The organism is Dactylosporangium sp. NPDC049742, from assembly GCF_040674675.1.
GTDB classification, from domain to species: domain Bacteria; phylum Actinomycetota; class Actinomycetes; order Mycobacteriales; family Micromonosporaceae; genus Dactylosporangium; species Dactylosporangium maewongense.
In genome coordinates this window covers 207,820-234,692 of sequence record NZ_JBFANF010000008.1, presented here as the reverse complement: position 1 = coordinate 234,692, position 26,873 = coordinate 207,820, and the positions used below count along the sequence as shown (strand labels likewise).

The following is a 26,873-nucleotide window of genomic DNA, read 5'->3' as shown; positions in this document are numbered from 1 at the left end:
CCAGCACATGCGCATCGTCGGCGTCACCGGCACCGAACTGTTTCTCCCCGGCCCGCTGCAGGTCGTCCGCGTCGAGGTCGAGGACTGGCCGGGACGGCTGGACATCACCGGCGACGGCGTCGCGGGCCACGCCGACGTCCACAGCGGACCTCTGGTCGAGGTCGGCGTCTCGTGTACGGCGCCGCCCGGCGCGACGGTGCCCATCCGGGTGACCGCCACCGGTGGGCACACGGTCGAGGCCACCCTCGTCGTCGCCGAGCCGGGATGGACGGTGTGGATGGTCCCGCACTTCCACTACGACCCGGTCTGGTGGAACACCCAGGCGGCCTACACCGCGACGTGGGACCGCGCGGGCCGCCTGGGCACCGAGTTCCGGGCCGCGTTCCAGCACACCGGCTTCGACCTGGTCCGGCTGCACCTGGAGACCGCCCGCCGCGACCCGGACTACAAGTTCGTCCTCGCCGAGCTCGACTACCTCAAGCCCTACTGGGACAGTCACCCCGAGGACCGCCGGTACCTGCGGACCCTGCTCGCCGAGGGCCGCCTCGAGCTCATGGGCGGCACCTACAACGAGCCCAACACGAACCTCACCTCCGCCGAGTCGACGATCCGCAACCTGGTGCACGGCATCGGCTTCCAGCGCGACGTCATCGGCGGCGACCCCCGCACCGCCTGGCAGCTCGACGTCTTCGGGCACGACCCGCAGTTCCCCGGGCTCGTCGCCGACGCCGGCCTCGACTCGTCGTCGTGGGCGCGCGGCCCGTTCCACCAGTGGGGCCCGATGCTGTGGACCTACGAGCCGCGGGACGGCTGGGGCGACCCGTCGGCGATGCAGTTCAGCTCCGAGTTCGAGTGGATCTCCCCCTCGGGGCGCGGCGTGCTGACCCACTACATGCCCGCGCACTACTCGGCCGGCTGGCACATCGACGCCCAGCCGACCCTCGCCGGCGCGCAACAGAGCGTCTACGAACTGTTCCTGCTGCTGAAGAAGGTCGCCGCGACCCGCAACGTGCTGCTGCCCGTCGGCACCGACTACACACCGCCGGCGAAGTGGGTGACGGAAATCCATCGCGACTGGAATTCCCGCTACGCCTGGCCCCGCTTCGTGTGCGGGCTCCCCCGCGAGTTCTTCGCCGCGGTCCGCTCGCAGCTGGACACCGACGGCGTCCCGGCCGCGCCGCAGACACGCGACATGAACCCGGTCTACACCGGCAAGGACGTGTCGTTCATCGACACCAAGCAGGCGCAGCGGCACGTGGAGGCGCTCCTGGTCGACGCGGAGCTCTTCGCCACCGTCGCCGCCGCGCTGCACGGCGCGCAGTTCCCGCACGCCGAGGTCGACAAGGCGTGGCGGCAGCTCGTGTACGGCGCCCACCACGACGCCATCACCGGCAGCGAGTCCGACCAGGTGTACCTGGACCTGCTGACCGGCTGGCGGGAGGCGCACGACCTGGCGGGGTCCGTGCTGGACGGGGCGCTGGGCCGGCTCGGCCCGCGACCCGGCGAGGGGCCGGACCGGTCCGTGGTCGTCTTCAACCCGTCGGCCTGGCCCCGCACCGACCTGGTCCGGGTCCGCGTCGACCTGCCCCGCCCCGGCACGACCGGCCTCACGGTCGGCGACCTGCCCGTCCAGCTGGAGCACCCGAGCCACCACGAGGACGGCACCCTCGCCGCGGTCGACGTCGTCTTCCGCGCCACCGACGTGCCTTCGCTCGGCTACCGCGCCTTCCCCCTGACGCTCTCCGCCGCGCCGGCCGCCGGCTGGACGGCGGCCCGGGGCGAGCCGGTCATCGCCAACGACGTCTACCGCCTCACGGTCGACCCGGCGCGCGGCGGCTGCGTGTCGAGCCTCGTCGACCTGCGCACCGGCCGCGAGCTGCTGCGCCCCGGCCGGGTCGGCAACGAGCTGCTCGTCTACGACGAGTACTCCGCCCACCCGCGCTTCCACGAAGGGCCCTGGCACCTGCTGCCGAAGGGCCCCGCCACCCACGGCTCCGCCCGGGGGCCCGCCACGGGCGTCCTGGTCGAGCACGGCCCGCTCGGCGAGCGGATCACCGTCACCGGCGCGGCCGGCCCGCTGCGGTTCACGCAGACCCTGACCCTCTGGCACGGCGACGACCGCCTCGGCCTCACCACCCGGGTCGACGACTTCACCGGCGAGGACCACCTCGTCCGGCTGTGCTGGCCGGTGGACGTCCCCGGCGGGCTGCCCGTCAGCGAGGTCGGCAACGCCGTCGTCGGCCGCGGCTTCGGGCTCGTCGAGGTCGACAGCGAGCAGGCGCCCTGGACCCTCGACAACCCGGCGCAGCACTGGTTCGCCGTCTCCAGCACCGCCCGCGTCGACGTGCACGACCTGTCCGGCGCCCGCCGGCACACCAGAGCGATCGGGATCGCCGAGATCGTCGCCGCGCAGGACGTGCGGGACCTCGCCGTCGCGCTGGTCCGGCGCGGGGTCACCGCCACCACGTCCCGGCCCGGCGGCCCGCGCTACGGCCGGCTCGCCGTCGACTCCAACCTGCCGGACGTGCGGATCAGCGTCGGCCGGACCTCGTTCACGGAGGCCGTCCTCGCCGCCGCGGACCCTTCGTACACCGGCGAGATCGACCGGCAGCTCGCCGCCGCGGGCCGCGCCCGGGTGCTGGTGCCCGCCACCAGGCCGCTGACGGACGTGTGGGTGCCCAACGCGGACCTCACCGGCGTCCTGGACCTGCCGGTGCTCATCGTGATCGGCACCGGCGCGGTCGAGGCGCTGTGCGACGACCTCGCCACCACCGGAACCGTGCCGGTGACGCAGCCGACGACGCAGCCGGCGACGCAGCCGGCGACGCAGCCGGCGACGCAGCCGGCGACGCAGCCGGCGACGCAGCCGGCGACGCAGCCGGCGACCGACATGCCCGACCCCGACCTGGACGACCGGACCGTCGCCATCGTCAACCGCGGCATCCCCGGCTTCGCCGTCGACACCACCGGCGCGCTGCACCTGTCGCTGCTGCGCTCCTGCACCGGCTGGCCGTCCGGCGTGTGGATCGACCCGCCCCGCCGCACCGCACCCGACGGCTCGACGTTCCAGCAGCAGCACTGGACCCACACCTTCGACGCCGCACTCGTCGCCGGCGCCGGCGACTGGCGGTCCGCCGGCCTGGTACGGCACGGCCACGAGGTGAACCACCCACTGCACGCCCGCATCATCACCGGCTCCTCCGCGGAGTCCGCCAGCTACCTGGCCGTCTCGTCCACCAGCGATGTCGTCATCACCGCCCTCAAACCTTCAGGAAATCCACTAGCCATTGGAATCCCCCCGACCACAGTCAACAACGTCACGGTGCGCCTCTACGAGGCGTCCGGCTCCCCCACCGACGTCCGGCTCACACTGTGGACACCGGTGACGACCGCCCACTCGACCAACCTCCTGGAATCCCCCGCCGCCCCGCTACCCGTACGCGACGGCGCGGTGCTGCTGTCGCTGGACGGTGCAAGCATCGCGCAGGTCACGGCCGACACAGCCCCCATCGCCCCGGCCCCGGCGCCGACCACGCCCGCCTACGCGAAGTACTGGCTGCACAACACCGGCCCAGCCCCAACCGGCAACCTGCCAGTGACAGTCCACCTCAACCCACCCGTCGCCACCATCACCCCCACGCCAACCACCCCGCCCACCACACCCGACACGGCTGTCACGCCCGACACAGCCGCCATGCCCGGCACGGCCGCCGCGCCGGACGCGCCCGACGCAGCCGCAACTCCCGCCACGCCCGACACGGCTGCCGCGCCCGACGTGCCTGACACAGCCGCAACTCCCGCCACGCCGACCACCGCAACTCCCGCCACGCCCGCAACTTCCACCGAGCCCGCAACTCCGGCCGCACGTGTCACGCCCGCCACGCTCGCAGCGCGCGTCACGCCAGCCACTCTCGTTGCGTCCGTCACGGCCGTCGCACCCATAGCGCTCGCCACCTCGACCACACCCGCTACGCCCGCCCCGCCCGCGACTCCAACCTCTCCCGCCATGCACGCCGTGCCCGCAACTCCTACTACGCCCGACGAGTCAGAATCTCCAGCAACCCCCGCCGTGCCCGCCACGCCCGCAGCTCCCACCACGTCGGCAGCTTCCGATGCGCTGGCTGTTGCCGTCACGTCCGCCACTGCTGTCGCGGGCGGCGGTGGGGCGGTGGCCGTGACGGTGACCGTGGCGTCGGATCTGGCCCGCGACCGTGCCACCGGCACCGTCTCGCTCGAGGTGCCGCCGGGCTTCGTGGCGGAGCCGGGCGGGTTCGCGTTCGACCTTCCGCCGGGCGAATTTGTCCGGCATCAGGTCGTAATCCATCCTCCGTTGGATATTCGGCAGGGGGTGTACTGGCTGCGCGCCAGCACCTCGCACGGTGTCGAGGACTTCGTGCGGCTGCTCGTCGGCGTCGACGGACCCGAAACCGTGACGGCCGCCTGGAGCGACCCCGGCCCGTTGCGACTACGCCCCGGGCAGTCCGGCCAGCTGGAGCTGTCGCTCGAAACCGACGCCGCCGGGCCGATCGTCGTCGACGTGCAGCTCGTCAGCCCGTGGCACACCTGGGACCTGTTCCCGGCACCTGAGCACCGGGTGGGCCTGAGCGGCCGGACAACGCTGCGGATCCCGGTCACGGTCCCGGACGGGCACGGCCCGGGCACATGGTGGGCGCTGTGCAAGGTCGCCCACGCCGGCGAGCTGCACTACACGGCGCCCGTCACCGTCACGGTGCTGCCATGACCGCCGTCGCCTGGGTGGCCGGCAGGCCGCTCGACGTCGCCGCGGTGGACGCCCGGCTCGCGGCGATGCGCCAGGGGCCGTACGCGGCACGGCTCCCCGACCCGGCCACCGCGGAGGGCCGCAACCTCCGCCGCTGGCTGGTGCAGGTGCTCACCGTGGAGGCGGTCGTCACCCACGAGGCGCACGCGCGAGGGCTGTCAGCGGTCTCCGGCGACGCGCCCCGGCAGGTGACGCTCGCGGAGGCGCTACGGTCCGGCGGCGTGACCGCGGCGGTCGTCGCGGCCCATCCCCTCGCACGGTCGCTCCGCGCGGTCGTGGCGCCGCCGGTGCCCGCCACGGAGGCGGACACGGCGGCGTACTACGACCGCAACCGGGACCTCTTCCCGTTGGATTTCGCGGAGGTGCGTGACGCGCTCGCCGCCCGGCTCGGCGCGGAGGACGCCGAGCGGCGGTTCGCGCGGTGGCTCGAGGAGCGTTGCGCCGCGCTGGTGCGGCTGGCGCCCGGCTACGAGCACCCCGGCGACCCGAGGCACCCGGACGCCGTGCACCGGCACTGACCGCTCAGCCGGTCAGGTCCAGCGCGGCCCGCACGACGGAGTCCGTGTCGATGCCGTGGTAGCGGTAGACGTCCTCCAGGCCGCCGGCCTGGCCGAACCGCGACACGCCCAGCGACAGCGTCCGCACCCGGTTGACCGTGGCCAGGAACGCGAGCGTGTGCGGGTGCCCGTCGAGGACCGTCACCATCGGCGCGGCCCGGTGCGCGGGGAACACCTGGTCGAGGATCGACGACGGCGCGTCGCCCTGCCCGCGGCGCGCCTGGACCGCCTCGAACAGCCGGCCGGGGCTGGTCACGCAGATGACCTCGGCGTCGACGCCGAGGCCCGCGAGCCGGTCCGCGGCCGCCAGGGTCTCGGTGACCATCGCGCCCATCCCGACGAGCGTGACCGCCGGGGTCGCCCCGGTCGCGGCGCGCAGCGTGTACGCCCCGGCCAGGACCTGCCGGCGGCGTCGCTCGCGGGCGGCCGGGTCGGCGGGGACCGCGGCCAGGGCCTGGTTGACCGGGCGGGTCGACAGCCGCAGGTAGGAGGAGCTGCCGTCGGGCCGGCCGAGGCGGGAGATCGCGTCGAACAGCGTCCACTCGACCTCGATCGCGAACGCCGGCTCGAAGCTGACGCAGCCGGGCTGCTCCAGGCCGATCGACGGCGTCTTGATCGACTGGTGCGCGCCGCCCTCGGCCGCGAGGCTCACCCCGGACGGGGTGCCGACGAGGATCGACTGGCCGCCGGCGTAGATGCCGTAGGACCAGGGTTCGAGGGCCCGCTCGACGAACGGGTCGTACAGCACCCCGATCGGGAACAGGGGCTGGCCCCAGCGGCTCCAGGTGGCACCGAGCTCGCCGATGAGACCGACCAGGTTGACCTCGGCGATGCCCAGCTCCATGTGCTGGCCGGTGGGGCGCTCCCGCCAGTGCATCGTGGTCTCGCTGTCGTCGGCGAACCAGTTGTGCCGCTCGGTCGGCGACCACACGCCGACCTTGTTGAGCCAGCCGGCGAGGTTGGTGCTGGAACTGACGTCGGGGCTGACGGTGACCACCCGGCGGGCCGCCTCGGGCGCCTCGCGGGTCAGGTCGAGCAGCGCCCGGCCGAGCGCGGCCTGCGTGGTGGACGTGCCGGACGGCGTCCGGCCGATGTCGGTGGGGACGGCGGGCGGTGCCAGGGCCGCCGGGGTCCCGCGCCGCAGCCGGTCCGCCGTGGCGCGGCACAGCCTGCCCGCGGCCGAGTCGGCGGCGAACCGCACCCACGGCCGGCCGGCGTCCATGCCCAGGCCGGCGGCGAGCTGCTCGTACTGCTCGACGGTCAGCAGCGAGGAGTGGTTCTGCGGGTGGCCCTGGGTGGGCAGGCCGTAGCCCTTGATGGTGTACGCGATGACGACCGTCGGGCGGGTGTCGTCGATCTGCGCGAAGGCGGCGCGCAGCGCGTCGAGGTCGTGGCCGCCGAGGTTGCGGATCGCCTTCGTCAGGGTGTCGTCGTCGAGGTCCGCGACCAGCGCGGCGACCTTCGGGTCGGTCCCGGGGAGCCGGGCCCGCAGCTCGTCGGCACCGCAGCGCAGCAGCCGCTGGTACTCCGGGTTGGGCATGTCGATGATCCGGCGCTTGAGCTCCGCGCCGCCCGGCCGGGTGAACAGCTCTTCCAGGAGCCGGCCGAACTTCACCGTGATGACCTGCCAGCCGGCGGCGGCGAACATCTGCTCCAGCCGACCGGCGGCGATGTGCGGCACGACCCGGTCCAGGGACTGCCGGTTGAGGTCGACGATCCAGACGACCTCGCCGAGCTCCGCGACGGACGCGTCGAGCATCGCCTCCCACACGGCGCCCTCGTCGAGCTCGGCGTCGCCGACGAGCGAGTACTGCCGGCCGCCGCCGGTCCTCGCGTCGGTCTGCGCGTCGACGAACCGCCTGGCGATCGCGCCCCAGATCGGTGCGGTCGCGCCGATGCCGACCGAGCCGGTCGAGTAGTCGACGGGGTCGGGGTCCTTCGCGCGACTCGGGTAGGACTGCAGCCCGCCGAACTCCCGCAGCCGTGGCAGGTAGGACTCGTCCAGCTCGCCGAGCAGGTAGTTGACGGCGTGCAGGACCGGCGACGCGTGCGGCTTGACCGACACCCGGTCCCCCGGCCGCAGCTGCTCGAACCACAGCGACGTCATGATCGACACCATCGACGCGCACGACGCCTGGTGCCCGCCGACCTTGAGCCCGCTCGGGTTGGGCCGGACCCGGTTGGCATGGTGGACCATGGCCGTGGACAACCACAGCACCCGGTCCTGGACCTGCTGCAGGGCGTCGGGCTCGGCCTGATCCGTCACGGGCACCACCGGTGTGTGGAGGATGCTGGTCATGATGCCACAGTAGGTTGGAATATATGATAGATGCAAGAGTCTCCTGTGACCGCCGCTGCAGGTGTACGACTCCCCTGCGTGACAAGGCGATCCAGGCAACACACCGAAACGCACGCGGATGCGCTACCGTATATTCGTGGTGTCTGAGGCGTCGCTCGAGAAGTCAGCCGGCCGGGTCGGACTGCGGTCCGTCGCCGGGCCGAACTCCGCCGTGGACCGGGTGACCGCCGAGATCAGGCGCGGCGTCCTCAACGGCACACTGAAGGCCGGCTCGAGCTTCTCGATCGCCGACCTGAGCGTGCAGCTCGGGGTGAGCCACATCCCCGTCCGCGAGGCCCTCCGGCGCCTGGAGACCCAGGGGCTCATCACCCTGCGCCCCGGCCGCAGCGCGATCGTCAACCCGCTCGACCGCGACGAGCTCCGCTCGATCTACCGGCTGCGCAAGCTCATCGAGTGCGACCTGGCCGCCCGCGCCTGCATCGACCTGACCCCCGCCGACCTGGACGAGGCCGATCGCCTGCTCAAGGCCTTCACCCACTACGAGCTCGACGCCGACGAGTCCTGGGAGATCCACAAGCAGTTCCACCTCGCGCTGCTGCGCCCCGCCCTCACCGAGTGGGACCTCCGCCTGCTGGAGCAGCTGTGGCACGCCTGCGACCGCTACACCCGCGTCGTCTACGAGACCTACCAGATCGACCGCGAGGAGCGCCGCCGCCGCGAGATCGCCCACCGCCTCCTGATCGACGCCGCCCGCACCGGCTCCCCCGCCGAGCTGAAGCTCGCCGTCAACGAGCACCTCGCCGAGCACGAGCTGGCCTGCCTCGAATGGATGGCCGCCCTCCCCCCGTCGCCCTGACCAGGTGCCCCACGCACCGGCCGGTCAGCGCACCACCTGCGGCCGGCCGGGGTCGGTGAGATCCGCGTCCGCGGTCCGGAGCATCCGCCCCAGCACCGCCCACCCGTCCGCGCCGTGGTCGTTGGGGCCGCCAGCAGTCGGCCCTCCTGACGCCACGTGAGCGCTTCCGGCTTCACATCGCGTCAATGTCCGCCGCATGGGCCGGCCGGGGCGTCGCTGCGGCGCGCGGGGCGCCCCGGCCGGCGGTCCATCGAGGTGCTAGCGGGCGGCGTGGCGGGCGTAGGCCTGGGCCACGGCGGGGACGAGGGCCAGGGCGGCCGCGTGGTCGAGCTTGTCGGTGCGCTGCTGCATGATGGCCCCCAGGCGGCGCTCCGGTGGGACGTCGTCGCCGCGGGCCGCGACGAGGGTGTGGAAGTGCGGGTTCGCCTCGCCGAAGGTGAGCAGGTAGGTGGCCGGGGCGCCGGTCACCTCGCTGACGGCGGCGGAGAGGTCGCGGGCGCGGCGGCCGTACGTGGCCAGCTCCGCGTCGCTCAGGCCGCCGATCCGCAGGGCGTGGCGGCGGACCCGCAGCACGAACCAGCCGGGGACGTCGAAGCCGCCGAGCACCTCGCCCGCCCAGAGGTCGTCACGGAAGACCACCGCGGCGTCCTCCAGGGCCTCCATCTCGCAGGGCGTGCAGCCGGCAGTCATGAGGCGCTCCCGGTGACGCGGGTGACGAGCGAGCCGAGGCCCTCGATGGTGCTGACGAGCTCGTCGCCGGGGCGCAGGTAGACGGCCGGGTCGCGGCCGAAGCCGACGCCGGCGGGAGTCCCGGTGAAGATCAGGTCGCCGGGGCGCAGCGGCAGGTGCGACGACAGGAACGCCACCAGCGCGGGCACGGTGAAGATGAGGTGCCTGGTGCGCGAGTGCTGGACCTCGTCGCCGTTGCGGCGGCAGCCGATCTCCAGGTCGTCGGGGTCGCCGAGCTCGCCGGGGGTCACCAGCCACGGGCCGATGGGCCCGAAGCCGGGCAGCGACTTGCCCAGGCCGAACTGCGGCGGCGTGCCGCCGGCGAACTGCAGCGTCCGGTCGCTGAGGTCCTGCCCGATCGTCAGTCCGGCGATGTACGACCATGCGTCCGCCTCGGCGACGTGCCGGGCGGGACGGCCGATCACCACGACCAGCTCCACCTCCCAGTCCACCGTCGAGGACGGCAGGTCGACGGCGCCGGGGCCGGTGATGCAGGAGCTGAACTTGGGGAAGACCATCGGCTGCGACGGCAGCGCCATGCCGGACTCGCCGGCGTGGTCGGCGTAGTTGAGCCCGACGCCGAACACCTGCGACGGCCGCGGCACCGGCGGGCCCGCGTCCGGCGGAGAGGGCAGCGGCGGACCGGCCGGCGGGCGGGTGTCGGCCCAGGCCAGGAACTCGTCCCAGTGGTCGAGGACGTCGTGCGGGTCGGGGCCGAACCGGCCGCCGCTGGCGGACGCGACGTCGACCAGGTCGGCGCCCTCCTGGCTGACGAGGCGGCCGGCGACGTTGGCGAGCCGCATCAGTCGAACACCGTGACGACGGCGTCGGCCGGGATGTCGTCGTTGACCCGGTCGGTGTCGTCGGCGCGGCGCCAGATCTCGTAGCCGTTCTCCCGGCAGATCTTGCCGTCGCGCATCTGGAACGCGTGGATCAGCCGCATGCTGCACCGGGTCCCGGGCGGGAACGGGCAGTTGCGGAAGCCCTCCTGCGTGATCGTCAGCTCGAAGATGCTGTCGTCGAAGACCCACTCCTCAGTGGCGAACCGGTGCAGGTTGGTGATCTTGTGGACGCGCATCGCCGCGAAGATCTGCAGGTACTCGGCCTTGACCGTCTCCTTGTCCCGGTGGACGAGGCCGCGGGCGGGGACCTCCCAGACGATGTCGTCGGTGTAGACGGCGATCGCCTGGTCGATGCTCTCCGGGTTCTCGTTGTGGAAGTGCTCGTCCACCGTCGCGTTGTTCAACGCGATGATCGCTTCCCGCTTCTCGGCCTCGGTCTGGGCAGACATGGGGTGGCTCCGTTTCTTGCAAAGGAGTGCACGCGCCCGGCAGGGGACGGACGCTAGAATATATTTTCTAGCCCTGACACGCTGCCGAGGCGAGCACAAGACCTTCCGGATCTCGCCCGAACGGCGGAAGCTGCAGCACTGGCCACGCGATGCGAGGAACTCCGCCTACGCTGGTTGTGCGAGAACGGATCGTGTGCGAACGTCTGGAGTCAAACGTATATCCTAGCGCCGCCACAGGATGGAGTTGCCCCATGTCTGTAGAGATGGACGCCGGGTCCCCCGAGCTGATCCGCGAGGCGATCATCGCCCGGAACAACGCGACCGTGGACCAGCACTTCCACAACGAGAACCCCGAGGGCATCGACCTCGCCATCGCGGTCTACACCGACGACATCATCTGGGAGGTCCCCGCCCGCGGCCTCCTGCTCAAGGACAAGGCCGAGGTCAAGGCCGAGTACCTGAAGATCTTCGACGCCATGCACGTCCACAGGATCACCAACCTCTACCGGTTCGCGACCGAGGAGTGGGTCTTCGACGACAGCATCTTCGAGATCACGGTGAAGACCGACGGGTTCCGCAACTGCCCGTTCCCGCCCGGGACCCGGTGCAGCATGCGGCTGATCCACGCGTTCCAGATGCGCGACGGGAAGATCTGCCGGGAGAACGGCTACGAGTTGTGGCGCCGCGCGGACGACACCGACCGGGTCAACGACGACATCCCGGCCGACGCGAAGGTAACGGTGTTCGACTGATGGCCGTCCTGCTCATCGGCGCGACCGGCAACGTCGGTCCGCACGTCGCCAGGGCGCTGCTGCGCCGCGGCGACGACGTCGTGCGCGTCCTCACCCGCGCCGCCGCCCGCGCCGCCGTGGTCCTGCCGCCCGGCTGCCAGGTCGTCGAGGGCGACCCCGGCGACGACGACACGGTCGTGACCGCCGCGGCCGGCGTCGACGCGGTCTTCCTGCTCAGCGGCCACGACCACGACATGGCCGACCTGCAGCTGCGCATCATCCGCGCGCTGCGCCGCCTGCCGGTGCGGATCGTCAAGCTGTCCGGCACCAGCACCGCGATCAACCCCGACGGCCCGTACACCTGCCGCCAGCACTGGGAGATCGAGCAGGTGCTCGTCAACAGCGGGCAGCCGTTCACGATCGCGCGCCCCAACGGCTACATGCAGACGCTGATCGGCACGATCATGATGCCGGCCGTGCGCGCGACCGGGCGCATCCCCAACGCCATCGGCGACGCCGGCATCAGCCTGGTCGACACGCGCGACGTCGGCGACGTCTGCGCGGAGCTGCTCGCCGAGGACCGCTGGACCGGGCAGACCGTCGTGCTCACCGGCGGGCGCGCGGTCACGTACCGCGAGATCGCCGGTCTGCTCGGCGCCGAGACCGTCGACATCACCCCCGCCGACGTGCGCGCCTCGCTGCTGGAGCGGGGCACCGCGCGGTGGGAGGCCGAGCACTTCCAGGAGATGTACCAGCTGTTCCGCGATGGGCAGTCGGAGTTCGTGACGCCGGACGTCGAACGGGTACTCGGCCGCGCACCCCGCACCGTGGAGGACTACCTCCAGGAGCTGGCCGTGTCGCACGCGACCGCCGCATGAGCGGGCACCTGAGGACCAGCGTGCTGGTCGTCGGCGGCGGGCCGGTCGGGCTGGCCACGGCGATGGAGCTGGACCATCACGGCGTCGCGTCGGTGGTCGTCGAGCCCCGGGAGCACGTCTCCTACCTGCGCCCCCGCGCGAAGACGACGTCGGCGCGCACGATGGAGCTGTTCCGCCGGTGGGGCCTCGCCGACACCGTCCGGCAGCGCGCCCCGCTGCACGTCGAGTGGTCCAAGGACATCGTCTTCTGCATGTCGGTCACCGGCCGCGAGGTGACCCGGCTGACCGGCACGCTCGGGCTCGCCCTCGCCGGCACCGACGTCGCCGCCGAGCCGGGCCAGCAGGTGGCACAGCCGATCGTCGAGCAGGCGATGCGCGACGCCCTCGGCCGCCCGGAGAGCCACGCGACGCTCCTGCTGGGCCGGCGGGCCGTCGCGTTCGACGAGCGCGGCAGCACGGTGGTGGTGACGCTCGAGGACGCGGACGGCACCACGTCGACCGTCGAGGCGGACTACGTCGTCGGCGCCGACGGGCCGCGCAGCGCCGTCCGGACCGCGATGGGCGCGGTGTACGAGGGCTCCAGCCTCCCCCGCCCGAACGTCAGCATCACGTTCGAGTGCGCCGAGCTCGGCGACCTGATCCCGCACGGCAACGCCGTCCAGTACTGGGTCGTGGACCCTTCCGCCCCGGGCCTCGTCGGCCGTCTCGACCTGAACGGCACGTGGTGGGCGATCAGCACGTACCGTGCCGACGAGGAGGAAGACGAGGACGAGGTCGACGCCACCGCGCTCGTGCACCGGCTGCTCGGCCGGGAGCTGCCGATCAAGGTGATCGCGACCGACCCGTGGCGGGCACGGACGCTGATCGCCGACCGGTTCCGCCGCGGGCGGCTGTTCGTCGCCGGCGACGCCGCGCACCAGAACCCGCCGTGGGGCGGCCACGGGTACAACACCGGCATCGGCGACGCGGTCAACCTCGGCTGGAAGCTCGCCGCCGTCATCAACGGGTGGGCGCCGGAGGCGCTCCTGGACAGCTACGAGGCCGAGCGCCGCCCGGTCGCGCAGCGGTTCGTCGCGGCCGCCGCGGAGAACGGCAAGAGCGGGCCGGCGGTCCTCGCCGCCGCGGCCGGCCTGACCGGCGGTGGCGCCACCGAGGAGGCCGCCGCGGTCATCCAGGCAGCGAAGCGCACCGAGTTCCACAGCGACGGCCTGGTGCTCGGCGTCGGCTACACCGAGTACGCCGACGTGCAGACCACCAACGGATCCGACTACCTGCCGGTGGCCGCCCCCGGCAACCGGCTCCCCCACACCTGGCTGCCCGACGGGCAGTCCCTGTTCGACCGGCTCGGGCCCGAGCTCACCATCATCGGCCCGGCCTGGCACGCCGCCGCGTTCATACGCCACGCCGAGCGGCACGGCATCCCCCTGGCCGTGCTCGACGACCCCTCGCTCGGACTGGACGCGTTCTTCAGCGGACGACTGGTGCTGGTGCGCCCCGACCAGCACATCGCATGGATCGGCCGTCCGGTCCCGGACGCCGAGGCCGAGCGGATCGTCGACGAGGCGATCCGCGGAGAATGGAGACACCAACCATGACACCCACCGCCACTGCCTTCACCCACACCAGCGCCGACGGCCTGACGGTCACGGGCCGCCGGAACACCCCGCAGACGCCGGCCGCGGCCGCGCAGGTGCCGCTCGTCATCGCGATCCACGGCGGCACGTACACCTCCGAGTACTTCGACATCCCCGGCTACTCGCTGCTGGAGCGGGCCGCCGCGCTCGGCGTCCCGGTCATCGCCCTCGACCGCCCGGGCTACCTCGGCAGCACCCACGTGGAGCCCGGCGAGTCGATCATCCTCGCCAACGCGAAGGCCCTCGACCAGGTCATCGGCGAGCTGTGGCAGCAGCACGGCGAGGGCCACGCCGGCGTGTTCGTCATCGGCCACTCCATCGGCGGCGCCGTCACCACCGCCATCGCCGCCGGGCAGCCGAGCTGGCCGCTGCTCGGCATCGCCGTCTCCGGCTGCCTGCTGCAGGTGCCCGACGGCCCGCGGATGGCGTTCGACGCACTGCCCGACATCCTGATGATCGACCTGCCCGGCCCGATGAAGGACAGCGTCATGTTCGGCCCGGCCTGGACGCACGACACGACGATGCCCGAGCTGAGCCACAGCTCCGACACGTCCGTGCCGCGGGCCGAGCTGATCGACATCAACAACGGCTGGATCTCCCGGGTACGCGAGGTCAACGCCCAGGTCACCGTGCCCGTGCACGCCCGGCAGGGCGAGTTCGACGCGCTGTGGATCACCGACGCCGCCCAGGCCGCCGACTACGCCGCGTCGTTCACGGCGGCGCCGGTCGTCGATGGGCGGCTCGTGCTCAACGCCGGGCACTGCGTCGACTTCCACAACGCCGGCGCGGCCCTGCAGCTGAGCCAGCTCGCGTTCGCCCTGGAGGTCAGCGTGGCCAAGGACCCCAGTTGAGCACTGCGTTGCTGAACGCCCGGGTGTTCGACGGGTCGCGCCTGGGGGACCCCACCACGGTCGTGATCGCGAACGGTCGCATCGCACCACCGGAAACGGCGGCCGCGGAGACGATCGACGCCCGGGGAGCCGCGCTGCTGCCCGGGCTCATCGACACGCACGTCCACGTCACCGAGGTCGCGCACCTGGAGGCGGCCGCCCGGTGGGGCGTCACCACCGCGCTCGACATGGGGTGCTGGGACGCGAACATCCCCGGCAGGCTCAAGGCCCTGCCGGGCCTGCCGGACGTCCGCATCGCCGGCAACCTCGCCAACGCGCCCGGCTCGCACTTCGTCAAGCACATGGGGTTCGGGCCGTCCAGCACCGTGACCGGGCCGCAGGACGCGACCCGGTTCGTCGCGGACCGGGTCGCCGAGGGCGCCGACTACATCAAGATCGCGGTCGAGGACCCGAAGATCCCCGGCACGAAGGCGCTGAGCCCCGAGACCGTCGCCGCGGTCGTCGCGGCGGCGCACGCCGCCGGCCTGCTGACCATCGCGCACGTGGTCAGCGCCGACACGCTCACCGTCGCCGTCCGGGCCGGCGCCGACATCGTCACGCACACGGCGCTGACCAGCGAGCTGGACGCCGCGTTCGAGGCGCTGCTGGCCCGGCGCCGGGTCGTCATCGTGCCGACGCTGACCATGATGGACGGCGTCGTGCGCAACATCGGCGGCAAGCTGATCATGCGGGTGCTGGGCACCCTGATGCCGGGGATGCGGATGCGGTACGAGCACGCCACCGCGACCGTGTCGACGTTCCGGAAGGCGGGCATGACGGTGCTCGTCGGCACCGACAGCAACGACAACGTCAAGACGCCCTGCCAGGTGCCCTACGGCGAGTCGATCCACGAGGAGCTGCGGCGGCTCGTGGACGCCGGCCTCACCCCGGCCGAGTCGCTGCGCGGCGCCACGTCGGCCGCCGCGGACACCTTCGGCCTGGCCGACCGCGGCGTGATCGCCCCCGGCCGCCGCGCCGACCTGCTGCTCGTCGGCGGCGACCCCACCGCCGACATCGCCGCGACCCGCGACATCCGCGGCGTGTGGATCGGCGGCGCGCGGGTCCGCTGACCTCCCCTGACGGAAAGGCACCGACATGATCGTGGTCACCGCCGCCAACGGCAACCAGGGGCGGCTGCTGATTCCCAAGCTGCTCGACGCGAAGCTGCCGGTCCGCGCGTGCGTGCGGAGCGTCGGGTCGGCCCGGCGGCTGCACCAGACGGGCGTGCCGGACGTGGTCGTCGGCGACGTCAGCGACCCGGCCGTCGCGGCCCGGGCCGTGCACGGCGCGCAGCAGGTCTACCACATCGGCCCGACCCTGCACCCGCGCGAGCGCGAGATGGGCCGCACCGTCGTCGACGCGGCCCGCGCCGCCGGCGTGCGGCACTTCGTCTTCAGCTCGGTGCTGCACGCCATCACCACCGACCTCGTCCAGCACGAGATCAAGCGCGACGTCGAGGAGCACCTGCTGTCCTCGGGGCTGGAGTTCACCATCCTCCAGCCGGCCAACTACATGCTGCCGCTGAAGCTCGAGCCGGTCTTCTCCCGCGGCGTGTTCGAGCTGTCGTGGTCCCTGGAGCGCCGCCAGTCGATGGTGGACCTCGACGACGTCACCGACGTGGCGCGCACCGTCCTCGCCGACGGTGAGCGGCACTACGGCGCCACCTACGAGCTGGCCGGGCCCGGCCGGTACACCGCGCACGAGCTCGGCGAGATCATCTCCCGGGTGCTCGGCCGGCCCGTCGAGGTGCGCCGGATCGACGCCGACACCTACCTGAAGGCGTGGGTCGGCGACGCGGACCCGCGCGAGGTGACCCACCAGCTGCGGGTGCTGCGCTCCATCACCGAGCGCTACAGCAGCCACGACTTCGTCGGCAACCCCAACGTGCTCACCTGGCTGCTCGGCCGCCCGCCCACCACCTTCGAGGCGTACGTGCGAAAGCACGCGAACGGAGTCGCATGAAGCTCACGGGCAACACCGTCCTCATCACCGGCGGCGGCAGCGGCATCGGCCGCGGGCTCGCGGAGGAGCTGCACCGGCGCGGCAACACGGTCATCGTCGCCGGCCGGCGCGTCGCCGCCCTGGAGGAGGCCGCCGCCGCGAACCCCGGCATGCGGTGGGTGCGGCTCGACGCTGTCGTTGCGGTACCGCCTGCGCGACACCTCGGTGTCGGTGCTGGAGATCGCGCCGCCCTACACGCAGACCCACCTCATGGACGTGAACCTGACCGACCCCCGGGCGATGCCGCTGCGGGACTACCTGGACGAGACCATGGCGGTCCTCGCCACCGACGAGGTCGAGATCCTCGTGCGGCGGGCGGCGGAGCGCCGCGACGCGCAGCGCCCCGACGAGGTCGGGTTCACCACCCGGTTCAACGACCTGATGGGCGGCCTCGTCTAGATCGCGTGTCCGCTTTCGATCAGAACGGGGCGGGGCCGCTGCCGGTCAGCGACATCAGCACCTGGGTCGCCAGGAGGCGCCGAACGCCGGTGACGGCGACCGTGCCGACCTGCTCGTACGGCAGCTCGATCTGCCCGCCGGTCGCGTCGCGCACCTCCGTGCTGACCTCGTTGGGGCGGAACGTGCCGCTCCAGCCGCCGGGCGCACCGCGGTTGTTGGTGTTCAGCGACGCCATGCCGGCGACCCGCGCCCCGGTGGTGAGGATCAGTGTCGCGGGTCCCGAGTAGGTGGCCATGCTGTCGACGGTATCGGCCGTCGGCCGTCCGGGTCCACGGAAGGCCCACTTGAGGGGGGCCTGAAATACGTCTTAATTGCTCCTCCGGGCCGCGCTGACAACGTTGCCACGCGCCTATTTTTGCTCTTCGATGGGAGTTGTCGCACTTTGCACTGATCAATGCATTGGAGGCATGATGCGCATCTCGAAACGGCTGCTGGCGGCGGGGATCGCCGCCGCGGGCGTGATCACCGTCGTCACCGTCGCGGTCAGGGCACCGGCCGAGGCGGCGACCGGCTCGACCGTCGTCAGCGCCGCCTCCGGCCGCTGCCTCGACGTCGTCGGCCAGTCGCAGGCGGACAAGGCCCTGGTCAACATCTACGACTGCAACGGCCAGGCGAACCAGGCGTGGACCTTCACGGCCGCCGGGGAGCTGCGGGTGTACGACTCCCCCAAGTGCCTGGACGTCGCCGGGCACGACACCACCGCCCCGGCGACCGCGCAGATCTACACCTGCAACGGCGGCGCCAACCAGAAGTGGCGGATCAACACCAACGGCACCATCACCGGCGTCGAGTCGGGCCTGTGCCTCGACGTGACCGGCGCCGCCACCGCCAACAGCACCCCGGTCGCCCTGTGGACCTGCAACGGGCAGAGCAACCAGCGGTGGACGACGGCGGCCGGTGACTCGCAGCCGCCGACGGTGCCCGGCAACCCCCGGGTCAGCAACCTCGTCTGCGACGCCGTCACGTTCTCCTGGAACGCGTCCACCGACAACGTGGGCGTCGCGTTCTACGACGTCTTCCACGACGGCCAGCTGATGAAGTCGGTGACCACGCTGTCCACCGACCTCACCGTCGTGCCCGGGGTCACCTGGGGCCTGTACGTCAACGCCCGCGACGCCGCCGGCAACGTCTCGCAGGCCAGCACCACGGTGCCGATCACGCCGCCGCAGTGCCAGGCCGACACCACGCCGCCGACCGCGCCGACCGGGCTCACCGGGTCCGCCTCCGGCACGACGGTGACCCTGCGGTGGACCGCCGCCACCGACAACATCCAGGTCCGCGCGTACGACATCTACCGCGACAACGCGAAGGTCGGCACGATCACGGGGACCGGCACCACCACCCCCGCCACCACGTTCATCGACAGCGCCCTGGCCGCCAACCGGGCCTACGCCTACCAGGTCGTCGCCCGCGACGCGCAGGGCAACGTGTCGCCGCGCAGCAACACCGCCACCGTCACCACGGGCGCGGCGTGCGGCAGCTCGGTCTGCGCCGTCACGCAGATCGGCACCGACACCGACATCCCGTGGGGGCTGGTCACCCTCCCGGACGGCACGATCCTCTACACCCGGCGCGACGCGCACGACATCGTCCACCTCAACCCCACCACCGGCGCGAAGAGCAGCATCGGCACCGTGCCCAACGTGCAGAACACCGATGGCGAGGGCGGCCTGCTCGGGCTCGCGATCTCGGCGAACTACGCCGGCGACCACTGGCTGTACATCATGCACACGTCGCCGTCGGACAACCGGATCGTGCGGATCAGGTACGAGAACGGCACCCTGAACACCGGCAGCGAGCAGATCCTGCTCAGCGGCATCCTGCGCAACAAGTTCCACGACGGCGGCCGGCTGCGGTTCGGCCCCGACGGCAAGCTCTACGCCAGCACCGGCGACGCGCAGAACGGCGACAACGCGCAGAACCTCAACAGCCTCAACGGCAAGGTGCTGCGGCTCAACCCGGACGGCACCGTGCCGTCGGACAACCCGTTCGGCAACTACGTCTGGAGCTACGGGCACCGCAACCCCCAGGGGCTCGCGTTCGACTCGCAGGGCCGGCTGTGGGAGCAGGAGTTCGGCAACGCGATCATGGACGAGACCAACCTCATCCAGAAGGGCGGCAACTACGGCTGGCCGGCGTGCGAGGGCACCAGCGGCACGTGCGGCACCGCCGGGTACATCGCGCCGAAGCGCACGTACCCGACGGCGGAGGGCTCCTGCTCCGGCATCGCGATCGTCCGGGACGTGCTGTACATCGCCTGCGAGCGCGGCACCCGCATGTACCGGGCGGTCATCAGCGGCACCTCGCTGACGAACGTGCAGGCGTACTTCAACGGCACGTACGGCCGGCTCCGCACCGTCGAACCGGCGCCGGACGGCGGCCTGTGGCTGACCACCAGCACCACCGGCGACAAGGACAGCATCCCGAACAACAGCAACGAGAAGCTCTTCCACGTCGCGCTCGGCGCCTGATGGTTCTCTGAGCGCAACGGCCCGCCCTCGTCGGGCGGGCCGTTGCGCTTGGTGCTCAGCGGGCCGACCACACCTGCGCGGCGCTGCCGTTGCACTCCCACAGCTGCACAAGGGTGCCGTTGGCGGTGCCGCCGCCGTTCACGTCGACGCACTTGCCGGACCCCACCCCGACGATGGTGCCGCCGGCGGTGAACGTGAAGCGCTGGTTCGCGCCGCCGTTGCAGGTCCAGATCGTGATCCTGGTCCCGTTGGCCGTGCCGTTGGCGTTCACGTCGAGGCAGCGGTCGCCGTACACCCGCAGCTCCCCGGAACTGGTGCGGGTCCAGCGCTGGTTGGCGGCGCCGTGGCAGTCCCAGATCAGGGTCTGGGTGCCGGCCGCGGTGTCGCCGCCGGTCACGTCGAGGCAGCGCTTCGCCTGCGGGTTGGACAGCAGCGCGGCGCCGCCGACCGGCGGGGACGTCAACGTGCCGAGGCTGCCGGACGCCGCCTGCAGCGCCGCGAACCAGCGCGCGGCCATCTTGTCGTAGCCGGCGGCGTTGGGGTGGATGCCGTCGGCGATGTCGCCGGCGACCGTGAACCCGGTGTGCATGTCGACGACGTGCGTCAGCGGGCCCTTCTGCGCCACGATCCCGGGGATCGCGGCGTTGAAGGTGTTCACCTTCGCCTCGTTGGCGGTGTTGGCCAGCGGCGTGATCTGGGCGACGAAGATGTGCGCCTGCGGCGCGTTCAGCCGGATCTTGTCGATGAGCGCCGACAGGCGGGCCGGCGCGTTCGGCACGTCGTAGTTCTGGCCGATGTCGTTGGTGCCGATGTGCAGCAGGACCGTGCGCGGGCTCGCGGCCTGGATCCAGCCGGTGATGTCGGCGTCGAGCTGGTCGATGCGCCAGCCGGAGTGGCCCTCGTGGTCGTGGTCGCCGAGCGACGCGGGGCCGTTGAAGCCGGAGCCGACGAAGTCCGTGGCGACGCCCGCGTTCGCGAGCCGCTGCCACAGGCCGATCCGGTATCCGCCGGGGACGTTGGCGCCGTCGGTGATCGAGTCGCCGAGCGGCATGACCCGCACGCCGCCGTTGGATTCCGCGTGTGCGGCGGCCGGTGCCACCAGCGTCATGGCGCCGGCGAGGACGAGCGAGAGCCCGATGGTGATGCGCTTGCGGAGCATGGCGGTCCTCCTCATGAACGGGTGAACTTCTGGTTGGCGGCGCCGTTGCAGGGCCAGATGACGAGCTGGGTGTTGTTGGCGGTGCCGTGGCCGACGACGTCGAGGCACTTGCCGGAGCCCACGTTGATGACCGCGCCGTCGCCGCGGACCTGCCACTGCTGGCCGGCGGTGCCGTTGCAGTCGTAGATCTGCACGGGGGTGCTGTCGGCGGTCCCGCCGCCGGCGGCCTCCAGGCACTTCGTGTCGTAGACCTTCAACGCGTTGGTGGTCGTCGACGTCCACGCCTGGTTGGTGCCGCCGTTGCAGTCCCACAGCGCCGGCCGCGTGCCGTTGGCCTGGCTGATGCCGGGCACGTCGACGCACTTGCCGGACTCCGTGCCGCGCAGGACGCCGTCGCCGTCGGCGCGCGCCCACCGCTGGTTGGCGCCGCCGTTGCAGCCCCAGATGACGAGCCCGGTGCCGTTGGTGGTGCCGTGACCGGTCGCGTCCAGGCACTTGCCGGAGCCGGTGTTGACGACGCTGCCGTCCGCGTTCACCGTCCACTGCTGCGCGCCGGAGCCGTTGCAGTCGTAGATCTGCACGACGGTCCCGTCCGCGGTCCCGCCGCCGTTCACGTCGAGGCACTTGGTGCCGTACACCTGCAGCTGCCGCGACGGCGTCAGGCTCCAGCTCTGGTTGGCGCCGCCGTTGCAGTTCCACAGGTTGACGGCGGTGCCGTTGGTGGTGCCGGCGCCCGGGACGTCGACGCAGAGGCCGGACTCCTGTCCCTTGAGGACGCCGCCGAGGTTGCCGTCGGCGTTGCGGGTGACGCTCAGGTTGTCGAACTGGTCGGTCTGGTAGCCGACGACCCCGACGCCGACCTGTCCGGACACGAACGACCGGTCGGTGACGGTGCCGAGCGTGGCGCCGTCGGCGGTGGCGGTGATCTGGTTGCCGCTGAAGCCGAGCTTCAGGTTGTGCCAGGTGTTGAGGCCCAGCGCGGCGCGGGTGCCGGACGCGAGGGTGGTCAGGACGCCGCCGGTGGAGTTCTTCGCGATCGACCAGGCACCCGTGTCGCCGATCCGCAGCTGGTACGCGGACTGGTTGCGCTGCGGCCGCTTCTGCACGCCGGCCCGGCCGAGCAGCGTGACGGTGCCGGCCTGTTGCAGGTTCACGTCCAGGCTGACCGTGTAGTTGGACCAGGACGGGTCGCCGGCGAGGGTGAACGCGTCGCTGTCGTCCTGCCAGTTGATCGGCCGGGTCGGCGCGACCTGCTGCAGGCATGTGCCGGCGCGCCCCGCGGCGCACGCGCGGGTCTCGAACGAGCCCTGCATGTCCTCGAAGTACCGCGGCGACTTCCGCGTGCCGTAGCCGTCGAAGTTGTCGCTGTAGGGCAGGTTCAACCCGCCGGTCGCCGGGCTGGTCGCGGTGCCCTTGCCCTGCCCGGACGTGGTCGTCAGGGTGTAGATCCGGTTCGGTTGCATGGTGAGGCTGTACGAGCCGTTGACCGGGTTGATGTCGGCCTGCCGGACGAACCACGACGCCGGGTTCGACGAGCCCATGTCGGTCGACCACACCCGCACCGTGCCGGTGCTCAGCCCGCCGGACACGGTCACGTTGACGGTCTGCGTCGACGTCGTTCCGCTGGTCTCGTAGATGGTGGAGTAGTCGCTGTTGTTCGGCGACTTCAGCGACACGTAGCTGCCGTTGGCCCGGTTGCCGCCGAGGTAGCCGCTGGCGGAGCTGTTGAGGTACTTCCAGCCCGGCGCGGTGAACTGGCCGTAGTGCGCGTTCGCCCACAGGTTCCTGCCCACGCGGTACGCGCCGGACCACGGCGACCCGGCGTCCATGAGGCCGACCGTCGCGTAGGGCAGGTTCGGGGTGATGGCGGCGATCAGCGGCCAGTTCATGTAGCCGGAGATCTCGGCGTCGAGGTAGCCGCGGTTGACGGTGCGGATGTAGGGCACGACGCCGTCGTTGTCGTCCTGCGAGCCGAACTCGCTGGCCCACAACGGTTTGCCGCTCGATCGGGCGTTGGCCGTCGTGCTGCACGAGTCCGCCTGGGACAGGTAGCCGCACACGTAGTGGTTGCCGAGCACGCCGACGGCGTTCTTCAGCGCGGCGTCGCCGAACTCGTCGGCCATGCCCCAGCCGCTGTCGTCGCCGACGATCTGCACGCCTTGGTAGCCGGCGCCGTTCAGCGCGGTGCGGAGATTCTTGTACCAGCCGCTGTCGTGCCCGCGCTCATTCCAACCACCGATGTAATTGATGGCCAGTCCGTGGCCCTTGGCGCAGTTCAACCACGAGATGTCGTAGTCGATCATGTCCTGGGACCAGAAGTTGCCGCCGCCGATCCAGCCCGGCGCCGCCCACGGCAGCGCGACGAGCTTGATGTTCGGGTTTCTGGCGACGGCCTGCTCGCCGAGCCAGAACTCGTAGCCGGCGTTGCAGTTCACGTCGCCGCGGACGTGCTGGTGGCTCGGTTCGGCGCCGTCGGTGGAGTTGGCGTCGCCGCCGATCTCCAGCTTGAGCAGCTGCACCTGGGCGCCGTAGTTCGGCTTGAACAGGTAGTCGAGGATCTGGCTGCGTTGCGGCTCCGGGTAGTCGATGAGCAGGCGGGAGTTGCCGCCGCCACCGCTGATGGCGCCGACGCCGTCGAACGTGCGGCCGACGATGCCGCCGTTGACGTTGATGGTGGTCGTGGCCGCACTCGCCGGCGGTGCGGCCACGACGTAGGTGAGGGTCGCGGCGAGCGAGGCCGCGGCCACGATGGCGAGGGGACGGAGTCTTCGGGCCGCGAAGGCCATGGCGGATCTCCTTCGATCGGGACGCTCACCGCTGGCGGGCGGTGCCCCACCACCCGGATGCGCGGGTTTGGTGGAATGTGTTGGAGCGTGCTCGATTGCCGTCGTTTTGTCAATCACGCCGATCGAAGCTCTTGCCAATCGGTTGATTTGTCAGTTTCAATCCGACAGCTTTCCTGAAACAGGCGTTCAGAGGTGTCCGGTCAGGTGAATTCTTTACAGAATGCGTGCCGTCGCAAATGCACCATGATCGCGGTGTTACGTCCATCGACCAGTGACGATCGCCTTGCCTAGTGTCGCGGTCGGGCCCGTTACGAGCGGGCCGACCAGCGAACCGAGGAGCCGGCAATGACAGGCCAGCACGACGACGACGCCGCCCTGGACGAGAACCGTCCTGGCGGACCCGCTCTGACCCGCAAGCAGCTGCTGCGCGCCGCGCTCGTCGCCGCGCCGGTGCCGATCCTGCTCGCGGGGGTGCCCGCGCTCGCCCGGGACACCGACCAGGTGAGCCTGGCACCGACGCCGATGTGCGACGACGGCGACGACGAGACGCCGCCGCAGATGGAAGGCCCCTACTTCAAGCCCAACTCGCCGCAGCGGACCGCGATCGCGGCCGGACTGCCCGGCACCCGGCTCACGGTGTCCGGTTACGTCTTCGGTACCTCGTGCAGCCCCGTCGCCAACGCGCTGTTGGATTTCTGGCAGGCGGACAGCGCCGGCGCGTACGACAACGCGGGATACCGGCTGCGCGGGCACCAGTACACCAACGGGCAGGGGGCGTTCAGCCTCACCACGATCGTGCCGGGGCTCTACCCGGGGCGGACGCGGCACATCCACGTGAAGGTGCAGGCGCCCGGCCAGCCGATCCTCACCACGCAGCTGTACTTCCCGGGCGAGCCGCGCAACTCAACCGACAGCCTCTACGACCCGCGGCTGCTGATGACCGTCCGGTCCGTCAGCGGCGGCCGGGAGGCGACGTTCGACTTCGTGCTCGACGTGCCGGGCGTGCCGCCGACCACCCCGCCGACCACGCCTCCCACCACGCCTCCGTCGACCCCCGGCGGGACGTGGGCCGCCGGTCAGGCGTACGTCGCCGGCGCCCAGGTCACCTACGCCGGGGTGGCGTACCGCTGCCTGCAGGGGCACACCGCGCAGCCCGGCTGGGAGCCCCCGAACGTGCCGGCCCTGTGGCAACGCCTCTGACTGTTGGATTCATGGGTGCTTCGCGGCACGGAATCGCAGGGAGGGGCCGCCGGTGCTGACGGCCGGGTCGGGAAAACCGGCCCGGCGCAGCCTTTCCGGGAGGGTCGCGGGGTCGACGGGCACCATGACGTCGCCGAGGTGCAGCAGCCGGAAGCGACGGCTCACGAGGCTGTCGCTGCCGGCGAACACGCCGCCCGCCGTCAGCACCCGGCACGCCTCGGCGAACAGCCGGTCCTGCAGCTCGCGCGACGGCACGTGGTGCAGCATCGTGAAGCACACCACGGTGTCGAAGCTGCCGTCCGGGAACGGCAGGTCCGTCCCGTCGCCCCGCACGACGTTGCCGAACGTCGCCCGCAGCCGCGCCACGTGCCGCGGGTCGATCTCCACCGCGGTCAGGTCCGTGCAGGCGCGCGCCAGGACGCGGGTCGTCGCGCCGAACCCCGGCCCGATCTCCAGCACCCGACCGCGCAGGGGAACGCCGTTGAGGGCCCACGGCAGCAGTCGGCGCTCGACGGTCCTGCCCCAGCGGGCGGAGCGGCACAGGACGTTGTGGATGCCGTTCATGGTTGCGACGGTACGATGGCCGCCCGCCGCTACACTGCCAACCGATGTCGAGTTCCGGCCATCCGGTGATCGTCGCGCGGGACTTCCAGCTCGCGGCCGGCACCAGGTTCCCCGTGCACCGCCACGCCACGCACCAGCTGACGTGGGCGGCGAAGGGGGTCGTCAGCGTCACCGCGCCCGGCGGGGTCTGGGTGCTGCCGGCGACGCGGGCGCTGTGGATCCCGGCGGGCACGCCGCACGCCCTGGAAGGCGGGCCGGCGGTGGCCCGGGCCGTCTATGTGGACCGGGCCCCGCGCGGCTTCCACACCCCGACCGTCGTCGTGGTCACGCCGTTGCTGCGGGAGCTGGCCGCGCACCTCGCGACGTTCCCGCCGCTTCCCGCTGCCGCTTCGGCTTCCTCTGCCGCTTCGGCTTTGGCTTCGGATCCCGCGTTCGCTGGGCCCGTGCGGTTCTCTGAGGCCGCGCGGCGGCGGGCCGAGGCGGTGCTGCTGGATCTCCTGCAGCCGGCCGGGGTCGCGACGATCGACGTGCCGATGCCCGCCGATCCGCGGGCGCTCCTGGTCGCCGAGGCGGTCGTCGCCCGCCCTTCCGACGGGCGCGACCTCGACGGCTGGGCCCGGCACGCCGGCGCGAGCGCCCGGACCCTGGCGCGGCTGTTCACCGACGGCACGGGGATGAGCTTCGGCCGCTGGCGCACCAACGTCCGGCTCCGCGCGGCCCTGTCCCTGCTCGCCACCGGCACGCCGGTCGCGGTGGTGGCGCGACGGGTCGGCTACCGCTCACCGAGCGCGTTCATCGCCGCGTTCCGGCAGGCGTTCGGCGTCTCCCCGGGCGCCTACTTCAGCCTCTGATCCGCGCCTCAGTCACCTTCTGATCCGCGCCGCAGTCGCCTTTCGATCCGCGCCGCAGTCGCGCTCTGATCTGGGCCTCAGTCACCCTCTGATCCGGGCTGTAGTCGCCCTCTGGTCCGGGCCTCAGTCGCCCTTCTGGTTCGGGCCTCAGTCGCCGGGGATCGGGATGGGTGTCGGGAGCGGCACGGGCGCGGTACACCGGACGTCGGTGAGCGTGTCGGCGATCATCGTCTGGTGCTCGCGCAGCAGCGGCAGCGCCTTCCGCGCGAACGTCTTCAGCTTCGCGTTGCGCCCCTGATCCGCCTCCTTCTCGAACGCCCCGATCGCCGCCACGTGGTCGAAGTACTCGACCGGCGCGTACGAGCAGTCGAACACCGGCCCGGTCGTGGTCCCGAACAGCGTCAGGATCGCGTCCTGCTCCTCGCTCGGCGTGTCCGGCACCTCCAGGCCCAGCTCCTTCCCCAGCGCGGTCAGCTCCGCGCCCGCCTTCGTATGGTCCGCGACCATCCGGTTGCCGAAGGCGCGCACCCCCTTGTCGTGCGCCTGCTGCGCGGCCATCCGGCCGGCGGCGACCTCGAACGCGCCCCCGTGCCCGGCCGCCGCGACGAACGCCCGGTCCTGCGCGGAGACCCGTCCCCCTGCGGCGGACGCCGGGGCCGCGGCCCCGGTGGCGGCGAGCGCGACGGCGGCGGGCAGGGCACAGAGCCGGATGAGTGCGGCACGCATGGCATTGACCT

General features: G+C 72.1%; 22 protein-coding genes and 1 pseudogene. 14 read left to right on the top strand and 9 right to left on the bottom strand.

Going from position 1 to position 26,873, the window contains the following annotated elements; genetic code table 11:
* The first annotated feature begins 7 nt into the window (after nt 1-7).
* Nucleotides 8-4,741 carry a glycoside hydrolase family 38 C-terminal domain-containing protein gene (locus AB0J72_RS13915; protein ID WP_363398489.1) on the top strand — a complete coding sequence of 1,578 codons (4,734 nt, stop codon included), beginning with the start codon at nt 8-10 and terminating at the stop codon, nt 4,739-4,741.
* Nucleotides 4,738-5,298, top strand: a complete 561-nt coding sequence (locus AB0J72_RS13910; RefSeq protein WP_363398487.1) for a hypothetical protein — start codon at nt 4,738-4,740, stop codon at nt 5,296-5,298. The genes AB0J72_RS13915 and AB0J72_RS13910 overlap by 4 nt, the downstream gene beginning before the upstream one ends.
* A 4-nt stretch (nt 5,299-5,302) precedes the next feature.
* Here the strand turns inward: AB0J72_RS13910 and AB0J72_RS13905 are convergent, their stop codons facing one another.
* Nucleotides 5,303-7,636 (bottom strand): pyruvate dehydrogenase, encoded by a 2,334-nt coding sequence (locus AB0J72_RS13905; protein WP_363398485.1) that lies wholly within the window; start codon nt 7,634-7,636, stop codon nt 5,303-5,305.
* A gap of 136 nt (nt 7,637-7,772) precedes the next feature.
* Between AB0J72_RS13905 and AB0J72_RS13900 the strand changes: the two genes are divergently transcribed.
* Nucleotides 7,773-8,492 (top strand): GntR family transcriptional regulator, encoded by a 720-nt coding sequence (locus AB0J72_RS13900; RefSeq protein WP_363398483.1) that lies wholly within the window; start codon nt 7,773-7,775, stop codon nt 8,490-8,492.
* A 258-nt stretch (nt 8,493-8,750) separates the two neighbouring features.
* Here AB0J72_RS13900 and AB0J72_RS13895 read toward each other — a convergent pair whose 3' ends face one another.
* From AB0J72_RS13895 to AB0J72_RS13885, 3 genes are read right to left on the bottom strand one after another with little or no spacing between them, the layout of a single operon-like run.
* Nucleotides 8,751-9,182 (bottom strand): hypothetical protein, encoded by a 432-nt coding sequence (locus tag AB0J72_RS13895; protein ID WP_363398481.1) that lies wholly within the window; start codon nt 9,180-9,182, stop codon nt 8,751-8,753.
* The gene (locus AB0J72_RS13890) at nt 9,179-10,024 is read right to left on the bottom strand and encodes a fumarylacetoacetate hydrolase family protein (protein WP_363398479.1); all 846 of its coding nucleotides are present in this window, start codon (nt 10,022-10,024) and stop codon (nt 9,179-9,181) included. The genes AB0J72_RS13895 and AB0J72_RS13890 overlap by 4 nt, the downstream gene beginning before the upstream one ends.
* A complete protein-coding gene (locus AB0J72_RS13885) occupies nt 10,024-10,512 on the bottom strand; it encodes a nuclear transport factor 2 family protein (RefSeq protein WP_363398477.1) in 489 nt (162 codons plus the stop codon). The genes AB0J72_RS13890 and AB0J72_RS13885 overlap by 1 nt, the downstream gene beginning before the upstream one ends.
* A 251-nt stretch (nt 10,513-10,763) precedes the next feature.
* Here AB0J72_RS13885 and AB0J72_RS13880 point away from each other — a divergent pair, with 251 nt between their 5' ends.
* From AB0J72_RS13880 to AB0J72_RS13845, 8 genes and pseudogenes are all read left to right on the top strand, one after another.
* Nucleotides 10,764-11,264 carry a nuclear transport factor 2 family protein gene (locus AB0J72_RS13880; RefSeq protein ID WP_344510508.1) on the top strand — a complete coding sequence of 167 codons (501 nt, stop codon included), beginning with the start codon at nt 10,764-10,766 and terminating at the stop codon, nt 11,262-11,264.
* Complete coding sequence (locus AB0J72_RS13875; protein WP_363398474.1) at nt 11,264-12,121, top strand: NAD(P)H-binding protein; 858 nt, start codon at nt 11,264-11,266, stop codon at nt 12,119-12,121. The genes AB0J72_RS13880 and AB0J72_RS13875 overlap by 1 nt, the downstream gene beginning before the upstream one ends.
* Nucleotides 12,118-13,716 carry an FAD-dependent monooxygenase gene (locus AB0J72_RS13870; protein WP_363398472.1) on the top strand — a complete coding sequence of 533 codons (1,599 nt, stop codon included), beginning with the start codon at nt 12,118-12,120 and terminating at the stop codon, nt 13,714-13,716. The genes AB0J72_RS13875 and AB0J72_RS13870 overlap by 4 nt, the downstream gene beginning before the upstream one ends.
* A complete protein-coding gene (locus AB0J72_RS13865; protein WP_363398470.1) occupies nt 13,713-14,606 on the top strand; it encodes an alpha/beta hydrolase in 894 nt (297 codons plus the stop codon). Before AB0J72_RS13870 ends, AB0J72_RS13865 begins: the two co-directional genes overlap by 4 nt.
* Nucleotides 14,603-15,715 (top strand): amidohydrolase family protein, encoded by a 1,113-nt coding sequence (locus tag AB0J72_RS13860; RefSeq protein ID WP_363398468.1) that lies wholly within the window; start codon nt 14,603-14,605, stop codon nt 15,713-15,715. Before AB0J72_RS13865 ends, AB0J72_RS13860 begins: the two co-directional genes overlap by 4 nt.
* 25 nt (nt 15,716-15,740) lie before the next feature.
* Nucleotides 15,741-16,607, top strand: coding sequence for an NmrA family NAD(P)-binding protein (locus tag AB0J72_RS13855; protein WP_363398466.1), 867 nt, complete (start codon nt 15,741-15,743; stop codon nt 16,605-16,607).
* Nucleotides 16,604-16,732: pseudogene (locus AB0J72_RS13850) on the top strand (SDR family NAD(P)-dependent oxidoreductase); the annotation flags it as partial. The gene AB0J72_RS13855 and the pseudogene AB0J72_RS13850, both read left to right, overlap by 4 nt.
* Nucleotides 16,733-16,784: 52 nt before the next feature.
* Nucleotides 16,785-17,045, top strand: coding sequence for a hypothetical protein (locus tag AB0J72_RS13845; RefSeq protein ID WP_363398464.1), 261 nt, complete (start codon nt 16,785-16,787; stop codon nt 17,043-17,045).
* 19 nt (nt 17,046-17,064) lie between these two features.
* Here AB0J72_RS13845 and AB0J72_RS13840 read toward each other — a convergent pair whose 3' ends face one another.
* Entirely contained in the window at nt 17,065-17,340 is a 276-nt protein-coding gene (locus AB0J72_RS13840; protein ID WP_363398462.1) for a hypothetical protein, read from the bottom strand.
* Between the two features lie 172 nt (nt 17,341-17,512).
* Here AB0J72_RS13840 and AB0J72_RS13835 point away from each other — a divergent pair, with 172 nt between their 5' ends.
* Nucleotides 17,513-19,576, top strand: coding sequence for a PQQ-dependent sugar dehydrogenase (locus AB0J72_RS13835; protein ID WP_363398460.1), 2,064 nt, complete (start codon nt 17,513-17,515; stop codon nt 19,574-19,576).
* Between the two features lie 55 nt (nt 19,577-19,631).
* On the opposite strand, the gene AB0J72_RS13830 is transcribed toward AB0J72_RS13835, so the two are convergent.
* Together AB0J72_RS13830 and AB0J72_RS13825 are read right to left on the bottom strand one after the other, a co-directional pair.
* On the bottom strand, nt 19,632-20,735 hold the full coding sequence (locus AB0J72_RS13830; RefSeq protein ID WP_363398458.1) for a lectin: 1,104 nt from the start codon (nt 20,733-20,735) through the stop codon (nt 19,632-19,634).
* A gap of 11 nt (nt 20,736-20,746) precedes the next feature.
* Nucleotides 20,747-23,521 carry a ricin-type beta-trefoil lectin domain protein gene (locus AB0J72_RS13825; protein WP_363398456.1) on the bottom strand — a complete coding sequence of 925 codons (2,775 nt, stop codon included), beginning with the start codon at nt 23,519-23,521 and terminating at the stop codon, nt 20,747-20,749.
* 345 nt (nt 23,522-23,866) lie between these two features.
* On the opposite strand from AB0J72_RS13825, the gene AB0J72_RS13820 reads away from it, so the two are divergent.
* Nucleotides 23,867-24,721 (top strand): carbohydrate-binding protein, encoded by an 855-nt coding sequence (locus AB0J72_RS13820; RefSeq protein ID WP_363398454.1) that lies wholly within the window; start codon nt 23,867-23,869, stop codon nt 24,719-24,721.
* Between the two features lie 9 nt (nt 24,722-24,730).
* Here AB0J72_RS13820 and AB0J72_RS13815 read toward each other — a convergent pair whose 3' ends face one another.
* Nucleotides 24,731-25,285 carry a class I SAM-dependent methyltransferase gene (locus tag AB0J72_RS13815; protein WP_363398452.1) on the bottom strand — a complete coding sequence of 185 codons (555 nt, stop codon included), beginning with the start codon at nt 25,283-25,285 and terminating at the stop codon, nt 24,731-24,733.
* Nucleotides 25,286-25,329: 44 nt separating this feature from the next.
* Between AB0J72_RS13815 and AB0J72_RS13810 the strand changes: the two genes are divergently transcribed.
* Nucleotides 25,330-26,136, top strand: coding sequence for a helix-turn-helix transcriptional regulator (locus AB0J72_RS13810; RefSeq protein ID WP_363398450.1), 807 nt, complete (start codon nt 25,330-25,332; stop codon nt 26,134-26,136).
* 147 nt (nt 26,137-26,283) lie between these two features.
* Here AB0J72_RS13810 and AB0J72_RS13805 read toward each other — a convergent pair whose 3' ends face one another.
* Nucleotides 26,284-26,862: a DUF4142 domain-containing protein gene (locus tag AB0J72_RS13805; RefSeq protein ID WP_363398448.1), complete on the bottom strand. Its 579-nt coding sequence runs from the start codon at nt 26,860-26,862 to the stop codon at nt 26,284-26,286.
* Nucleotides 26,863-26,873 lie beyond the last annotated feature (11 nt).

What these genes read in the sequence shown, in the direction of transcription:
- AB0J72_RS13915 (WP_363398489.1), top strand. Translation starts at nt 8, where the DNA reads ATGCGCATCGTCGGCGTCACCGGCACCGAACTGTTTCTCCCCGGCCCG.
- AB0J72_RS13910 (WP_363398487.1), top strand. Translation starts at nt 4,738, where the DNA reads ATGACCGCCGTCGCCTGGGTGGCCGGCAGGCCGCTCGACGTCGCCGCG.
- AB0J72_RS13905 (WP_363398485.1), bottom strand. Translation starts at nt 7,636, where the DNA reads ATGACCAGCATCCTCCACACACCGGTGGTGCCCGTGACGGATCAGGCC.
- AB0J72_RS13895 (WP_363398481.1), bottom strand. Translation starts at nt 9,182, where the DNA reads ATGACTGCCGGCTGCACGCCCTGCGAGATGGAGGCCCTGGAGGACGCC.
- AB0J72_RS13890 (WP_363398479.1), bottom strand. Translation starts at nt 10,024, where the DNA reads ATGCGGCTCGCCAACGTCGCCGGCCGCCTCGTCAGCCAGGAGGGCGCC.
- AB0J72_RS13885 (WP_363398477.1), bottom strand. Translation starts at nt 10,512, where the DNA reads ATGTCTGCCCAGACCGAGGCCGAGAAGCGGGAAGCGATCATCGCGTTG.
- AB0J72_RS13880 (WP_344510508.1), top strand. Translation starts at nt 10,764, where the DNA reads ATGTCTGTAGAGATGGACGCCGGGTCCCCCGAGCTGATCCGCGAGGCG.
- AB0J72_RS13875 (WP_363398474.1), top strand. Translation starts at nt 11,264, where the DNA reads ATGGCCGTCCTGCTCATCGGCGCGACCGGCAACGTCGGTCCGCACGTC.
- AB0J72_RS13870 (WP_363398472.1), top strand. Translation starts at nt 12,118, where the DNA reads ATGAGCGGGCACCTGAGGACCAGCGTGCTGGTCGTCGGCGGCGGGCCG.
- AB0J72_RS13865 (WP_363398470.1), top strand. Translation starts at nt 13,713, where the DNA reads ATGACACCCACCGCCACTGCCTTCACCCACACCAGCGCCGACGGCCTG.
- AB0J72_RS13855 (WP_363398466.1), top strand. Translation starts at nt 15,741, where the DNA reads ATGATCGTGGTCACCGCCGCCAACGGCAACCAGGGGCGGCTGCTGATT.
- AB0J72_RS13840 (WP_363398462.1), bottom strand. Translation starts at nt 17,340, where the DNA reads ATGGCCACCTACTCGGGACCCGCGACACTGATCCTCACCACCGGGGCG.
- AB0J72_RS13835 (WP_363398460.1), top strand. Translation starts at nt 17,513, where the DNA reads ATGATGCGCATCTCGAAACGGCTGCTGGCGGCGGGGATCGCCGCCGCG.
- AB0J72_RS13830 (WP_363398458.1), bottom strand. Translation starts at nt 20,735, where the DNA reads ATGCTCCGCAAGCGCATCACCATCGGGCTCTCGCTCGTCCTCGCCGGC.
- AB0J72_RS13825 (WP_363398456.1), bottom strand. Translation starts at nt 23,521, where the DNA reads ATGGCCTTCGCGGCCCGAAGACTCCGTCCCCTCGCCATCGTGGCCGCG.
- AB0J72_RS13820 (WP_363398454.1), top strand. Translation starts at nt 23,867, where the DNA reads ATGACAGGCCAGCACGACGACGACGCCGCCCTGGACGAGAACCGTCCT.
- AB0J72_RS13815 (WP_363398452.1), bottom strand. Translation starts at nt 25,285, where the DNA reads ATGAACGGCATCCACAACGTCCTGTGCCGCTCCGCCCGCTGGGGCAGG.
- AB0J72_RS13810 (WP_363398450.1), top strand. Translation starts at nt 25,330, where the DNA reads ATGTCGAGTTCCGGCCATCCGGTGATCGTCGCGCGGGACTTCCAGCTC.
- AB0J72_RS13805 (WP_363398448.1), bottom strand. Translation starts at nt 26,862, where the DNA reads ATGCGTGCCGCACTCATCCGGCTCTGTGCCCTGCCCGCCGCCGTCGCG.